The organism is Candidatus Acidiferrales bacterium (genome assembly GCA_035515795.1).
Taxonomy (GTDB): Bacteria; Bacteroidota; Ignavibacteria; order Kryptoniales; family JAKASW01; genus JAKASW01.
Genome location: DATJAY010000005.1, coordinates 66,202 through 82,832, shown reverse-complemented (window position 1 = coordinate 82,832; position 16,631 = coordinate 66,202). Strand labels below are relative to the sequence as shown.

Genomic DNA, 16,631 nt, shown 5'->3' with positions numbered 1-16,631 from the left:
AACCTAGTTATTGATCTAACAAAGATATACTCTGTCAGAGCCCTCTCAGTTCGACACAAAAGTCGTTACGCTCGACGGCTCAAGAGTGGTCGTGAAGTATCCGCTCGATACGGTATCGACCCTTCCCTGGACACAATTCACATTGACCGATGTGACGTAAGGCGTAAAGGTAGCAGCGCTTCCGTTCTGCATCGTAAATGTCTGACTGACTGCAGACGTGTCCATGTTCAGTGCCACGATGACCACTTTGGAGCTATTCTTGTATGCCGTCACGTAAACATTTGATTGCGGGTTAGCTGTGGCAGAAACTCTGTAAAAGCCCGGTCTTACAAATCTCGCATACTGGGACATGACGTAACCGCGCTTCGTCGGCGCATTACCCGTTTCGGCGATCGGACCGTAATATCTTACTATGTACCACCATATATATGCGCTCATTTGAGCGTTCATGCAATCATTGATCTGCTTCGCAGTTCCGAGCACTGCCGCCCACGATGTATCGGTGAGGAGGTATTCGGTCATCCACAATTCCTTCCCTTTGGCAATAGCTAAAGGGTAACCCAAATTCGTGTTCCCGTACAGGTGTCCTCCAATCAATGCGACATTGGCGCAGGCGACAGGATCGTTCAGCGTGGAGTCTGAGAACTGGTGATCGAAACTCTCCGACTCAGGCATGAAAACCGGAACACCAACGGACGGCGCATAATGTTTCATGAAGCTGAGAAACTGTGTTGCATTCCAAAAACATGATTCGTACACCACTTGGGCATCGGGTTCATTCTGAACCGAGATGGCGTAGATTGAGACACCGTTGTTTTTCATCGTATCGGCAAATGCCTTAAGATGGGCGGCGTAGGCCGCGTACTCGTTAGGATCGAGGTAGCCTCCGACTAAGTTATCATTTATCTTCATCCACGCCGGAGGCGTCCACGGCGTTGCAATGACAGTCACACCGAGCGCTTCCGCCGACAGTGCCGAAGGAACATCGATGCCGAACTCCGTCGAGTCGGGAGGGATTCGCAGCCGCATTATTGTCAAACCAACCTGTCCATCGCCGTCGCCGAAAGCGGTCTGGATTTGCGCAGGAGTCATATCAGGCCGCCAGCCGACAATGTTGGCGGCACCAAATCCCCTGATGATCTGCTGGGTATTGTTTAGATCGATATTTGCAGAATTTGGTATTACACCAGGGCCGGTGACCGAATTTTTTTTTGAGCAACCCGCGGCCATTAACCCAATCATCAATGCAATGATTGTCGATCTAATGCTCAACACGTGATGGCACATTGTATCATCTCACTTTATCTGACTAACACAAGTTTTTTTACATCCGAAAACTCTTCCGTTGAGATTCTGTAGAAATATGCACCGCTCGACAAATTGTTTGCGTCGAAAGTGACATTGTAGTTGCCCGCATTCTGCCTTTGATTTACCAGCACCGCCACAGCCCTTCCAAGTACATCGTAAACTTTCAATGTCACGTAACCACTTTTCGATAATTGATAAGTGATCTTTGTGCTAGGGTTGAACGGATTCGGATAATTTTGCAGGAGTCCAAACGCTTCGGGCGAAGCAAATCCACCACGCAGGCCGACCGCCGTTCCGGTTTCGTTGACGATTGTAATATTGCCGGCGTTGGGCACTCCATCAAACATTACGTATTTAACTGTGTCGACCTTGACCATTTGTGAAGACAGGGTGTCGCCATTTTGCAGGACAACCACCGAATCCCAGCCTTCGGGAAGAGAACGCCTGATCGTGATCGGAATGTCATAGTAGTCGCTATCCAAATTGTCGGTCAATTGAACTCTAATACTATCTCCGTAATTAGAGATCTCCGTGACCGACGTTGAATTTCTTTCTATGATATATCTCGCCACGGTACCGAAAGGTGCAACCCAGAATTCATCCGGATTGGCATTCAAGTATTGGAGAGTGGCGAGCAACGTATCTTGTGAAATGGGCGAATATGCTCCTGGCTCGGTCCCGTTGATTCCATGAATCAGATACACGCACCATCCTTTTGCAGCAACTGCACTGTTCGCCGGAGACTCGATAGCAGCGACCGCGTTCAGGCCCTGATCACCTAAGACAATGGAACTAATATTCATAAAATCGCTCGGGGTCTTAGCCACTATCTGACCCGAGCAGCCGCGTGCCGCAATGTAATAGCTGGCGACCAATGCACTGTTACCTGTGACACAATAAGGATAGGCGATCGTTATGCACTTCTGGCCTGTGACATGAGCATTGATAGTATCCTGAGAAAACTCCAGTTCCTGTTTCTGCAGCGAATCGGCCAGCGTACTGAAATTAGGATGAGTGATCGTGTGGCTTGCAATTTCGTGTCCTTCTGAGGCGGCTTTCTGCAATCCACTCCAGTCAGCTTTCCAACCCCAGCTGGAGCTCGTTACCGTGAACAGCGTCAGCTTGAACCCAAACTCATCGAACATGGGGACGGCAATTGAAAGCTGATTGGGACAATTATCATCGAACGTGTAGCTCACAGCCGCGGAACGAAATCCCTGCCATGTCCCCACCTGATAGGGACCCGAGAGTGTCTGGGCGATGCCACCATGGCTAAATGACAAAAGAAACAGCAACAATGTGATCACCGGCACCTCCGGATGATTTGCAGTTCGGGATTTAATTCCGCGATGATCGAATGCTTTGTAAGAATCCCACGCTCGCGTAGCCATTGATATTCTCCTTTCTTATTTCACCAGAACTAATTTTCTTGTGATCAACTTGCTGTCGGCCGATAAACGGTAAAAGTACACACCGCTGGGCAGATTGCCGGCATTGAACGTGACATTGTAATATCCAGCTCCTTGCTTCTGATCCACCAGCATTGCCACTTCTCTGCCAAGTACATCGTAGACTTTCAATGTAACATGACTGACGGACGGCAACTGATAGCTGATCACTGTCGATGGGTTAAATGGATTCGGATAATTCTGGCTAAGCGCGAACTGTGCCGGGATTCCTTCCAACTTTCTTACCGCATCGATCGTATCTCCTACAACAAAGCTCACTGAAGAACTGTAATCGCCTGTGTCACTCGCATTCATCGCCGCAACACGCCAATAATATTTCGTATTCTCATTTAACGAGGGCAGCTGCAAAAGAGTATCTCCAACTGTCGAATCTACCACGACCGCGGAGAATATATCGTCAGTAGCTACCTGCAAACGATACGACGATGCAGCTTCTGATGAATGCCATATCATGGTGGGGGTGGTTGACTCGCCGACCGTATCGATAGGCGATATAACTACCGGCTGCAGCAAATATTGTGCAAGATACGTCCGAAGCCACTTAAGGGCCGGACGCTCCACCCCGAGTGAATCCAGGTAAGCATAAGGCTTCCATGTGTCACCAAAATTATATCCCCACAGAGTCATGCCTTTCACTGCAGGATCGGTCCAGAAGAGAGGAAAATATATTTGAAAGTTATGAAGTTGAACGATAGGATCTTTTTCGTCAATATCAAATTCAGAAATGTAGATTGGTAAACCCGTGGCGGAGGCTATCCTGTCAAGGTTATTTTTCAGCGTGCTTACCGGATAAGAGTATCTCGAGCCGAGATAAGCCGCATCCTTGAATTCGAAGTAATGACCCTGGATTCCGATTCCATCAATCAAACCTCTTACCTTAAGCGTATCGATCAGTGCAATGTAATTGCTCGTTCTACTGTTGTCCTGCAAAATATTGTACTCGTTAATCAGGAGCTTCACGCCTGGTGCGCAGTACTGTCTCGCCCACGTAAATGCCGTGACGATCCAATCCCAACCTGTGGCTCCAGTTCCTCCCAGCGCGCGAATGTAATTTGCCCTTCCGTTCTGCCCATCCGGAGGCGAGTTGAAAGGCTCGTTGACAACGTCAATGAAATCCATATTTCGATACCGGCTTCCGACGCTGTCGATCCAGGCTTCCACGGCGGCCCTCTGACTGGCTGAGTCGAGTGAACTAATCCATCCAGGTTGCTGCGATCCCCATATCAAGTTGTGATACTTGAAAGGAATGCCGTTCGTCAGGGCAAAGCTGTAAATGACATCAAGTCCGGACCAGCCGAACGCGCCTTGACTGTTTTCGACGCTCCCCCACTTGCCATCGTTCCCCGGCGTAACCTGGTTCCAATATGTCAGGAAATTATCCGGCATCTGGAAACCATAAGTAATCGCGTTTCCAACAAACTTGCTCCTGCCGAGAGCCAACTGTGAAAATGACGGAGTGGATAAGAAGCACAAAATGACGACAGCCACTATCATTTGCGACACAAGAAAAACTCCGCCTGTGCGACAGTGATGGGAAGATTTTCCGCTTCCCTCGGACTGACAAAAAAAGTTTTTGCATATGTTGTTCAAAAAGAACCGCGTTGACATGATCATTCTCCTTCATAAACTAATTTATATTTCAAAAAAACCGAACTCTGGTCTTTCCGTTTCTCGTTGTTCACACTTGACTTCTCCTTTCAAAACCCTATTGAGTTCCCCCCGTCGACCGGCAGGACCACACCAGTGATGTATTTCGATTGGGATGATGCAAGGAACAATGCTGCATCAGCCACATCGGAAGGCTCACCAAGTTTGCCCACCGGTGTGCGAGATAGAACTTTCCTCTTCCGCTCCGAGTCATTGTCGAGCGCTCTTGACGACATCGCGGTTTTGATGAAACCGGGAGCGATGCAATTGACACGCACACCGTGCGGTGACCATTCGACGGCGAGCGCTCGGGTCATCCCTTCGATGGCAGACTTTGAAGCCGTATATGCAACCACTTTCGGAATGCCATATTGCGATGCCATCGAGCTGATCATTATTATGCTTCCGGAACTACGGGCGACCATCGCTTTGCCGACTTCTCTTGTCAGCGCGAAAACTGCTGTCTGGTTTGTCCTAACTATGTTCTCATATTCTTCATTAGAAACGTCGAGCGCATCTTTTTTCAAGTTGATTCCGGCATTATTCACCAGCACGTCAACCTCGCCAATATCGATCCTTATTTCATTAACCAAATCGGATAAACTGTCTGTTTCATTCAGGTCAAATCGAATGGAGTTGATCTTTCCACCAATTTCCTTTTTGGCAGACTCAAGTTTCTCCCTGTCTCTTCCGACGACGACCACCTTCGAACCATTTGCCGAGAACGCTTGCGTAATCGCATAACCTATGCCGCTTGCACCGCCTGTCACAAGAACGACCTTATCCCGTAGATCCCTATAAGTGCCTGCAGACGATATTTCATTTGACGTATGCTTCATCGTGACCTTCATATCTGAACCAACTGAAGTAACCTATGCTTTGGCTCGATTTTCCGGGGGACGTTTCATCCATCGCGAACATGCATTCTACAAATCCATTTATTATTTCTTTGTATGGCATTTCAATATTCCCTTTGTACCCATGTCCCAGCCACGAAAGGCGATGCAGGCAAGCCTTCCTTGTTGTAGAGGTTTGCGCCCTGTGGAGTGTCTGCCCATGCATAGCGAACACCGGTTGGATCAGAGATGGAGTCGCTCCAAACAATCACTTGGTCTCGTTTGATTATTGCCTTCGCCCAAACAGTCTTACCGTCTCCTCCACATACCTCAAAGGTCTTAAGCGGACCACCTCTGGAAATCAAACCTTTTCCAATATTCGTAAACGAAAGGATCGCTTTGTTATCCTTGAACTCTATCGATTTGAAGATTGGACCTGAATAAACTACGGTGGTATCATGGTACGCAACACGCTCGGCAGCGAGCGTCAGTCTTTTCCCAACGTCACCCTTGTCCAGAGGATGAATATCGTTCCACTCGCCGATGTCAATCGTGATTGCCATGCCGGTGTTTGGAACTGAGAGTGTTTGAAGCTGCGCTTCCCTCAGCCGTGCCATGCCGCTTTCGGCTGGTTGCACGACGGGTTCGCCATAGTTGGGAAGCTGGACGTATAAGAATGGAAAATCCCCTTCGTGCCATTTTTTTCTCCAATCTGTGATCATCGCTGCAAATTTCTCAGCATACCCACCGGGATTGCCCGCGTTCGATTCGCCCTGATACCATATGACACCTTTGATCGTGTAGTTCAAAAGCGGAGCGATCATCGCGTTGAAGCACCCGAAGGGTTGATAGATTATTGTCGGCCCGCCAAACGGCATCGGCGGCACGGCAACGCCTACTTTACATTTCCAACTCCCGGCGAGATTGATCGTGTGATTTCCAATCACCAGTGCATATTGTTTATCTTTTATGAACCCCCCTCGACCGCCTGAATTAATCACACGTACTACTACTGTGTTCCTGCCTGCCTTAAGTACTCCCGGCGCAACGTCGTATCTACGCGGCGGATATTGATATGAAACGGAACCAACAAAGACACCGTTGACATAATCATAATCAGCATCGACTATCCTGCCCATGATTAGCTTTGCCGGTTTACCTGCCAGGGACGCCGGAACGTTAAACTGTCTTCTGAACCAGACGACCCCATTCGTATTCTTCAGACCCTCATCTGCCCAATATGCCGGCAAATCCATCGTAGACCACTGAGAGTCATCACATGTCGGATCATACCACGGCCTGTCGCCCTTCAATCCTTCATCCTGCTGCCACACATTGCTATTCCACTCATCGCTTACAGAATTATTTACCTTCGTAATGCTGTCCCTGAAGGCACTGTCGCTGAACTTTTCGCCTCTTTCGAGAATTAAAGGAAAATCCTTCAATGCATCCTTACTCATCCATGCCTCGATGGGCGTCCCGCCTACGCTTGCATTGATCAGACCGATTGGCACGTGATATTTTTCATACAGCGTTTTCGCAAAAAAGTAACCCGCGGCAGTAAACTGAAGTACTGTCCAAGGATTCGCCGGCTGCCATTGTGCCCATTGAATATCTTCCTTTGGCGCGCCGAAGTCGTACGCATTGGGAACGAGCAGTTGTCTTATGTAAGGATTGGCGGAATTGGCAACCACATCTTCGTACTTCCACTTGACTCTTGCCATCGGCAACTGCATGTTCGACTGACCCGAACAAACCCATACGTCGCCGACCAGGATATCATTCAACACAATGTGATTGCTCCCATCAATCTCCATACTGTATGGTCCGCCGGCATTCATCGGAGAAAGCATGATCGCCCACCTCCCGTCTGAACCAGCCATAATAGAATCGGCTCGACCCAAGAACCTGACGACCACCTTCTCGCCCGGCGAAGCCCAGCCCCAAATACGGACCGAATCGTCTCTTTGCAACACCATCCCATCGCTGATCAGGTGCGGAAGCCTCACGTAAGAATAGGCTGTCTCCGCAGCAAAGAGGACAAGAACGGAAAAAGGTACAAGGAACATTCTGCTGGTTCTCATTCGAAAACAACCTTGTTTGTTTAACTTAGAAATCATTAAGAGCATTCCTACTTAGAGTCGGGTGAATTGGAGACGTTAAAACATTTTTCCGCAAACTTCAAGAAGTATGGCCAGTTTGGTCCAACCGTATGTCCGTCATCGTGCTGACGGAATGCAAGAGCACCATCCATAAGCGGAACACCGATCTGGGGCATACTTGACGTACCTAGACCTTTTTGGCCGAGTAATTCATAGACAGGTCCGGCGGCGACCGCTGCCATGAATTGTCCTTTGTCATCGACCCAGTTTCCTTCTTTCTCTGGAGAGCCACAACTTATGAAGACGGGGCGCGGCGCACATGCAGAGATTAATTCGTGTGAATCCACGGATAAGGTCTCCGGTGTCAAGACGTATCTGAGAAAGTTTTCCGAGAACCAATGGTACTCGCCTGACGAACAAATATTTCCCATGTCTTCTCCGAAGTCGCGCCGGTAAAGCGCTGCTCCGCCTTTGCCAGAGGAGCCGACAAGTACAATAGCAAACCGCTGGTCTTCGGCCATGGTTAGAAGAACCGCTTTCCCATATCGGGATACACCTTCGATGCCGACTTTCCTCGCATCCACTGACTTGTCGGTTTCGAAGTAATCCAAAACCCTGCTTGCTCCCCAAGCCCAGGCTCGCAGTGCTCCCCACTGTTCAGGAGTGCGCGGCTGACCTTTGTTCACCAGTCCGATAATTCCCTGGGTCAATCCGGCACCGTTGTCCGGCTGAACACTGGTCGGGACGTAGATCGCGTAACCCCAGCCTTTGCCGAGAACCTGCTCCTGCCAGCTCGGACCTTCCTGTTGAGGCATCCCCGGGAATTTGAACCCAGGCGGGAAAACGAAACCAAATTCCATTATGACCGGCACGGGGTGATTTGCTTTCACGGGGATCGTCAGAGTCAAGCGGATATCCACATGCGTATCCGTATCCGCCGAGTTTTCCACATGTCCCACGATCTCTTTCGTAATAACGGCAATGTTGCCAACCGCTGTGTCTTTCGTTGAGACAATTTCCCACCGCACAGGTGGTATGTTCTTCGGCACCTCACCGAAGATCTCACTGTCAAACTGTGCCATGATCTGAGGTCTCCGGACTTTCCACCACATCTCCGCACTCTTCACAGGTGCGCCGTCATCCAGGACCAAAGGATCCGGCAGTTTCGCAAATAGGTTTGCCGTTGCCTCATCGTAGTTGTTCCATGTTCCCCACGCAGAACGAGTATATGTGTTTCCGGTGCTGTCATTCCAGTTCGATGATCCTTTCTTCTGGAATGTATTCTTTGGGCGATTTTGGTCCTCAGCCACCGGCGGCAAGGAATCTGGAAGCTTGATGTTCAGAACATTGATTGTTCGTCGCCAATCCTTTTCTGATTCTGCGTTGATCTTCGCGAGATAGGCTAGACGCTCATCTGGAGACATCTGAAAAACATCTTTCGTCTGCGCATAAGCAACCGGGGGAGAAGCAAGTAACCAGATGCTGATAACACAGATGATACCGATTTTCACGACTGAGACATGGCGAAACAAACCACTCAGTAACAATCCGATCTTGCGAGGTAATACAGACACCATTTTTTCTTTTCATTCACTATTTGCGACATCTCTGTGAAAACTCTCCGGCGGTCCCAAATAACTCGGCCTCACTCCACCAAGATTCACGACAATTTTTTCGAGCACAACTCCGGGATCTATCATCCACACTTTCAACGTATGATAGCCCGGCTCCGTAATCGTGAATCTGCTGTGCCCGCAGCGCACATCGTGCGCGACAGACCTTTCCCAGTCCAAATTTCCGTTCTGTGCATTATAATTTTCTCGGACAAGCTCAACGGGTTGTGGATCCGCATCATCAAGTGAAACCTCGTACCGAAGACCACTGCCCGGCATGAAGTTCAAAGATGAACCGAAAATTCCTTCGACGTCGACTTTCCCCGTATCAAATAAGAACACTCTATACTCCAGACATGGTGAGTTTTTACCGGGCGCGGCGGCCGGCGCATCTGCGGCAGATGTAGCTCTCATTCCGGATAATGTATTTCCATAGTCTTCGACATTAATCCATCGGTTACTGCCGGCGTCCGTTAGTTTCGTATAGTGCGCCGCTTCAATCGAAACACATCCATCCCCTTCAATGAACCCATGCAAAGACCTGCGTGTGATGCCCGATGGATTGTTAATCTTGACATTCACTGATACTACGCGATTCCCCCCGTTTATCTTGACAATACCGTTTGATGTGCCCTTTGGCGAAGCGCTCCAATCAATGTTGATCCAGATCCGGCTCTCCTTATCGACCTTCCCGTTTGGCAATAATATTTTTATCCAGGGTTTGTCAGCCTCCGCGGTATATTCGAACGGAGTCTTTCCCTTGTTGAATACATCAATGTAATGCTGCCTCTCGCCAAATGGGTCAAAAATCGGCAATGTTGGATCATTCTCCGTTCCCGGCCAGGCTGATTCAGAGCCTTCAACAGCGACGCCCATCGACGCAGTATCCGGCACGCTTAGCTCCACGAGGTGAATAGCATCGAGATTATTGTTCTGCGGCTGGTTCCAGCTTGTATATCCAAGTACCGGTTGATCCATGAAATGATCCCACTTCCCTCGGGCGAACGTTCTATTGAAATACCCCATTAAGCTTGTGTCTGCCTCGAACAGCGAATGGACCTCAGCAGCCATATCATTTGTGCTCGCCCGTTTCTGTTCGCCATATAATTCATTCTTACCTGCTGCAACGTAGAGCTCGTTCACAATTTCGCTAGCCTTCGTCGGCAACAACACCAGCTCGCAGAATGCATCTCGTTCGTCTTCGGGTAATTTGCTACCAATCTCTTCGGCTTTGGCAGTAATCGACTCGAAGTCAGCCACGATGTTGTCAGCCTCCTGATAGTTGACCAAGCTGTAGGTCGTCGGACTCAATAGCTCAGGCTTTCTTCGGCCATTATACTTCGTGTATTTTGCAAGTACGTCGGCAATCTCTTTCGCGTACTCATCACCAAATTGTTGTTCCGCCCAAAGCCTCGTATAGTCGTCGATGTTGCTGTCCGTCCATCTATTTGTGTTCCAGGCAAGATCCATGAAATAGCTGATCGGCAGCTCATATCCTTTCAGATGGCCGACATTTACGATCCAAATTTCATCTGCACTGTACTTCTTTGCCAGCGACATCTGATCCCATATTTTGGAGATCGGGTTTGTGTTGATCCATTGATAATTCCGCGGGCCGCCATGATAATCGAAATGATAATAGACCCCCGCTCGACCGATCCGCGCGCGCTCTTCGAGACTCGGAAGTCGGCGAATATTTCCCCAGTTGTCGTCAGTCCAGAGGATCGTGACGTCATCGGGAACGCGGAATCCAGCGTTGTAGAAATCAAGCACTTCTTTATAGGGACACCACAACTGAGGCACTTTCGTAACGTCAGGATTCACCTCTTCTTTCAAAATTCTCCGTTGGAGGTCCACGATCTTTCCCAGCAAAGCCATGTTCGCTTCCGGTCCTCCGGGAGCCATCGGAGTGTCGTTCGCACCGCGAAGGCCGATCGTGATAATGCTTTCATAATCCTTATTTCGTCTGACACCAGCGCGCCAGAAATTCTCCAGCGTATCTGGATATTTGGCAAAGTTCCAGGTGCCGATGGTATTGAGATAGCGCCGGTCCCATTCTTTCTGTGCTCTCAGCATCGGCTCCTGATGAGACGTTCCCATGACGATGCCGTACTCATTGGCGAGCTTCGGATTCAAAGTGTCGTCTTCATTGAACGCGTTGTCCCACATGGCGGGCCAGAGATAATTTGCCTTCAATCTCAGAAGCAGCTCAAATATCCGTTCATAGAATTCGTGCCCGTAGTTTGCAACTCCCGGCGGGACTGGAGGATTCTCGCTCTGTGTCGCGAAACCGTATTTCGCCGCCACCCAGTTCGTCAAATCCGGCCACTCGTCGTTAAGGAAAATTCCCCGGTATCTGACTGAGGGCGGCCCATCCGAGTGTCGGCCGGGGAGTATGAAAATATCCCTGTGTTGCTTTATCGACACGTCTGCCCACCAGTACCAAGGGGACACGCCGATCCTTTCGGAGATGCTGAACATCCCATATATCGTACCACGTTTGTCACTTCCCGCAATTACCAGAGCATGATCCACGCCTGGGTATGGGTTGTTCACGACCTGAATCAATGAAGTTTCCCATTCTCCCTCGACTCCGGATACGTCTATTTTCTTTTTTGAAATCAACCGATCGATCACCGGACTCTTCCCGATTGTGCCGACCATGACAATATTTTTCGACGGTGGGATGGTATCAATCGAGATTTCAGGTTTCGTTCCAGCAACATTTGCAATGTCGGTCTGGAAATATTTCAGAATGAGTCTGACTCCCGGAAAGTCATCCGAGCTCACGCATAGCGGTGCGGACTTGCCATTTACGACAAGAGGGAAGTAGCCTCTTCCGTTCTCGAACCTGACATATCGTTCGCCTCCGATGGAAAATGCGGTTTGCGGAAACACAAGCCATGATGCAAGAAGCAAGACGCAGGTGGCAAAAGGTGATAAATAAGTCTCTTTGTTTCTGGATTCTAGTTCCTGGATTCTCGCTCCCGCTCTCGCGTTCCATCCTGATCCATTACTCCACCGTTCCATAATTAAGTGATCTCCTGCCTGATTTATTTCCCGCAGGCCGGAACCGGCTTGCCCGTCGGGTCATAAATTTTAAAATTTCCGCTCACTTGCAGCATTGCCAGCATGTATAGCATGCCGTCATAGTATCGGTACAGACCAGCCGGCACTCTGGCATTCCACAATGCTTCGACAAACGCTTTCCTGTCATCACTCGTGGAAGCGAGCGCAGCGACTGCGTTCATCGCTACCAAACCCGTGCTGTGATCGTTTCCAAGTCTCTTCCCCTCAAGCGCGTATTGATTTCCATAACTATTTATTCCCTCCGATCGAAAAAAAGCCAGCAGGCGGTTGCATTCGGTTGATTCCCAATCATCAGCCATGAACCATTCATAATCAACGGCAACGTTCATGGCAACACGCCAGGCATCAAATCTGAAATCCTGATGTCCACCATGCCAAAAAGTCACAATGGTTCCGTCGAAGTTGCAGTAGTCGGGGCACAATCCGGTGGTCGGGTTTGCGGCCTCCCTTATAAGCTTTCGACTTGTTGAAGCAGCATCACACCAAAATTGATTATCCTTATCTGCCCATCGCGACCAAAGCTCATAATAATGAGGAAGCTGGTATGATGGGTCAGTAAATCCGTCGGCGCTAACAGTCGGGACGAAAACGACCAGCCTCCTCTCATTATTGAACATATTAGTTACTTTGTCATGCGCCGGGTCGTCTTCCTTGTGCATCATGGTGTACAAAATCTTTTGCGCTTCTGCCGTATAATTGTAAATCCCATCGCCGTTTCCCCATCTCGCCGACGCGAAAAACAGGGACATCACGAACCATTGCTCACCGTCGGACGCGGCGTTCGAGTCAAGAAGTGTCCCGTCGGGTCTGCAGTGCCATGCGAAATATCCTTCGTGCGGACCACTTTTGACCTGCATGTAAGACTTTGCCCACTTCCAAATCCGATTGAACACATTCTTGTTATCCATTTGCACCGCAATCATCATCCCATAAGACATGCCTTCAGTCCGGACATCATGGTTCGCAATATCCTCGACATATGCCATGGTAGAGTCGGAGCTGTCAGGGAAATACACCCGCTGTGTGCTGTCGTTCCCAAAAAATAACTGGCTGAAAGCGCTGTCGAGTTTGGATTTTACCTGTGACTCATTCTTACCCAACAATTCTGCAAACAGGTTTTCATAAACCCCTGTATAGTAAGCTCCCTTCTTATCAGCCCCCGGTACGATTGCCGGATTGACGAGCATAATTGTCGCTATGATTAGAAAAAACATTGCCCGTGTTTTCGTCTGCATAACCTTTCCGACAATTAGTAGATCCGAAAAAATATCCCGACCCGGATGAGGCCGGGTCGGGATAACCATAAGGAGAAGATTTACTTGCAATAAGTCCGTTAGCTATTAGCTATCGGTTCTTGGCTAAACGCTATTAAATCTTACTTCATGTAAACCAGTTTTTTCACCGAGACAAAATTGCCTGATCCATCCTGGCTTTGGGCCTGGATACGGCAGAAATAAATTCCGCTGCTCAAGCCTGCCGGGTTCCATTCTACACTATAATGGCTTGGCTGCTGCACACCGTTTACCAGCGTTGCAACGACTCGGCCAAGTACATCGTAGATAACTACCTTGACATACGCATTCTTTGGTATGTCATAGTTAATCATTGTAGATGGATTGAAAGGATTCGGATAGTTCTGGAACAGAGCGAACTCTTTTGGAGGACCGCCTTGTTCGTTGAGTGCATCCACTAATCCTGTGGTGAATAACCTGGTTGACGCGAACGCACCTTCTCCAGCAGTATCTATTGCGCTGACATGCCAATAGTATCTTGTGCTGGCGTCCAAATGATTCGTCAAAGTCGCGGTCGTATCACCTACAGTCGTGTCGCGAACCACAGCGGAGAAGTCGTTGGCTGTAGAAACCTGGAGGTGATACTTTGACGCGTACGTTACCGAGCGCCATACAAAGGTGGTCAATCGCGCCACGCCCGTTGCGCTGGCTAGAGGCGAAGAAAGCAACGGAGCAGCAGGGATCGGAACGATCGTCTGGAAAGAGTCCACCGCAGTAAACGCACTCGCGCCGCCGGCGTTGTACGAGGCTACGCGCCAGTAATACCACGTTAGAGTCTGCAGCGACGTAGCTTTAAACGTCGTGTCTCTCGTCGTATCGGAAGTGAAAACCAACGACGAGAACGATTTGCTGGTAGAAATTTGGCAAATGTAGCCGGTGTCAGCCGCCACCGAATGCCACTTCAGAACCAGAGTGTCGGCAGGAATTGAGACTTGACCCTGGGCCGGGAACGCGAGCACCGCTACCGCCGGAACTGTCATGACAGTAAACGTATCGGCAGACGAGAAGTTGGCCGCACCGCCGGGATTAACTCCGCGTACACGCCAAAAATACTTCGTGCCGCCTGCTAATGTCACGGTATTCGTCGTGTCGATAGTTGAATCGTTGACGGCGAAGGTCGAACCGAATGTACCGTCTGTCGTCACCTGCCAGTTATATTGCGCAGCATCCGATGTCTTGCTTATCACCAGTTTAAGCTTGTAAGGCTGGTTCGTTGCATTGTTTGCCGGCGACAGCAACGTCGGCACTGCTGTCGGAGCTTGCACGATCGTCTGGAAAGAATCTACAACTGAATAGCCGCTTGTGTAGAACGTATCGTAAGCAAGGACACGCCAGTAGTACCATGAACTATAGCCGAGTCCGCTGACCGATTTGCTCGTTGTGGTCAACGAAGAATCGTTCGCAACGACATTTGTTGCAAACGTCCGATCAAGAGAGAGCTGTACCTGATAATGGGCAGCATTTGCGGAGCTGTTCCAGTTTAACGTCATGGATGTCGGAGCTCCAGTCGAGTCATTCTTCGGACTTACAAGCACCGGGACCGCGGGAACAAGGTCGCCTTCTCTGACGGTATAATATCGGTTAACGCCATCTTTGAGGACAAGGGTCTGGCTGTTGCCGTCGGGCCACTGAACGTGCACGCTGTCAACCGCGGTCGCCGTTCCAAGTCCGAAGTTTGCTCTCAATGTTCCGCCCATGCCTGCGGAACCGCCCGAAGCGCTGATCTCGCGAATCTGCTTATGCCCTCCAGTCCACACGGTGAACTTTGCTCCGATTGCCGATTTGTTATTACCTGTGCCAATCGGCTTGAATGCAATCCAGTTGTTGGTGTTGCCGCCGTTCTTCAGCAAAAGAGTATTGCCACCGGTATATACGAATACGTCAAGGAAGCCGTCGTTGTCGTAATCAACGAGCTGTGCTCCTCGCTGAGTACCAGGACCTCCAGTCACGCCATCCGTGCTTGCGATGTCTGTGAACGTGCCATCACCATTGTTCCTGTACAGATGTTGGGGGGTGAATGTTTGGGCCGTGTATATATCCAGTAGCCCATCATTGTTGTAGTCGCCAATGGATATTGCGCGTTGCGCCGTACTCTGAACCAATCCGTTGTTGGCAACAACGTGTACTCCATCCCACTTGTACGTAAACGTGCCGTCTCCCTTTCCGTAGAGGATAACATCGGCCCTTAAAGTATCGTTGCCGTCTCTGTTATCGGTTGCGTTAAGCCCGTTCAATACAAGATCCTCGATACCATCGTTGTTGAGATCACCCCATTGTTCTCCAATGGCAGCGAAGTGGCGGACTGTATCATCGACAATGATTCCTGTATCTCCATGAACGCTGGAATATTCAATACTGTCAGCAGTCCCGGCTTTGTTAAGCTTCACTGAATCAAGAGCATAGATTGATCGTCCAAGAGTCGCTGCTGTTGGAATAATAAACTTCCCGGTCCCGTCGTTCAAGAGCATGACGCATCCTTTTCGAGCGCCCGACGTACCCGTGTCAATTTTTGAGAATCCATTTCGGAAGCTCGGCATCAACAAATCCAGGTAGCCGTCATTATTCGCATCGAAGAAACGCACATCCCACGATTCATATGAAAGGGTACTGTCTATGCCAAGATTTCCAGCAGCGGCTCCTTTGCCTATGTCAGTAAATCCAGTCGGACCTCCTTTGAGAAGCCATACACCACCGTTGGGTGGTACCGGTGCTGCCTGATTACTGCCGGCGATGCCTGTAAAGCCTCCAGGATAGGCGATGCTAAGGTAATTGCTGTGATCGATTGGTGCCGCCGAAGCTCCCTGGAAGACTTCGCCGGTAGCTCCCGCCGTGGCAAGATCGCCAACCCCGGTAGCCAGTATAAATACACCAGCGCTGTCATAAAATAGACTGGAATTAACGCCACTAGTGCTTGGATTGCCGCCATTTGTTGTAAACAGGTCGGGAACGCCGTCGCCGTTGAAATCGGCGAGCAACAGGCCTGTTGAGTTAGTATTAATCGGGATGTTCGCCGTCGCCGTTGACGCTGCCTTAGTGAATGCAGTGATACTATTCAGCTCAACAATATTGTACGGGATAAAGATGCTTAGATTACCGCTCCCATCCAAATCTCCCCAAGCGAAGCCGCCGTTTCCGGCGCCTCCCGTTGCCGTAACTGACGGACCGGCAGTGAATGTCACTTCCTGTGCGTCGGATGTGCTCAATCCCAGCAGGAGCAGAAATACTCCGGCCGCGAGCGAGCGTAGAAAAGTTTTCATACTTCCTCCTAAGTTTT

The 16,631-nt window shown here is 49.7% G+C and carries 10 protein-coding genes; all 10 read right to left on the bottom strand.

Annotation, left to right across the window (positions count from 1 at the left end):
• Positions 1–45: 45 nt before the first annotated feature.
• The 10 genes from VLX91_04165 to VLX91_04120 all read right to left on the bottom strand — a co-directional run bounded on the left by VLX91_04165 (position 46) and on the right by VLX91_04120 (position 16,614).
• Complete coding sequence (locus tag VLX91_04165; GenBank protein HUI29390.1) at positions 46–1,242, bottom strand: glucuronoxylanase; 1,197 nt, start codon at positions 1,240–1,242, stop codon at positions 46–48.
• 59 nt (positions 1,243–1,301) lie between these two features.
• Positions 1,302–2,699, bottom strand: coding sequence for a polysaccharide deacetylase family protein (locus VLX91_04160; protein ID HUI29389.1), 1,398 nt, complete (start codon positions 2,697–2,699; stop codon positions 1,302–1,304).
• 15 nt (positions 2,700–2,714) lie between these two features.
• Complete coding sequence (locus tag VLX91_04155; protein ID HUI29388.1) at positions 2,715–4,271, bottom strand: endo-1,4-beta-xylanase; 1,557 nt, start codon at positions 4,269–4,271, stop codon at positions 2,715–2,717.
• Between the two features lie 203 nt (positions 4,272–4,474).
• Entirely contained in the window at positions 4,475–5,263 is a 789-nt protein-coding gene (locus VLX91_04150; protein ID HUI29387.1) for an SDR family oxidoreductase, read from the bottom strand.
• Entirely contained in the window at positions 5,244–5,384 is a 141-nt protein-coding gene (locus VLX91_04145) for a hypothetical protein (protein ID HUI29386.1), read from the bottom strand. Before VLX91_04145 ends, VLX91_04150 begins: the two co-directional genes overlap by 20 nt.
• Before the next feature lies 1 nt (position 5,385).
• A complete protein-coding gene (locus VLX91_04140; GenBank protein HUI29385.1) occupies positions 5,386–7,344 on the bottom strand; it encodes a sialate O-acetylesterase in 1,959 nt (652 codons plus the stop codon).
• A 47-nt stretch (positions 7,345–7,391) separates the two neighbouring features.
• The gene (locus tag VLX91_04135) at positions 7,392–8,939 is read right to left on the bottom strand and encodes a hypothetical protein (GenBank protein HUI29384.1); all 1,548 of its coding nucleotides are present in this window, start codon (positions 8,937–8,939) and stop codon (positions 7,392–7,394) included.
• A gap of 9 nt (positions 8,940–8,948) precedes the next feature.
• Positions 8,949–12,005, bottom strand: coding sequence for a glycosyl hydrolase 115 family protein (locus VLX91_04130; GenBank protein HUI29383.1), 3,057 nt, complete (start codon positions 12,003–12,005; stop codon positions 8,949–8,951).
• Between the two features lie 23 nt (positions 12,006–12,028).
• A complete protein-coding gene (locus tag VLX91_04125; protein HUI29382.1) occupies positions 12,029–13,300 on the bottom strand; it encodes a glycosyl hydrolase family 8 in 1,272 nt (423 codons plus the stop codon).
• Positions 13,301–13,440: 140 nt separating this feature from the next.
• Positions 13,441–16,614, bottom strand: coding sequence for an FG-GAP-like repeat-containing protein (locus VLX91_04120; protein HUI29381.1), 3,174 nt, complete (start codon positions 16,612–16,614; stop codon positions 13,441–13,443).
• Positions 16,615–16,631: the final 17 nt, after the last annotated feature.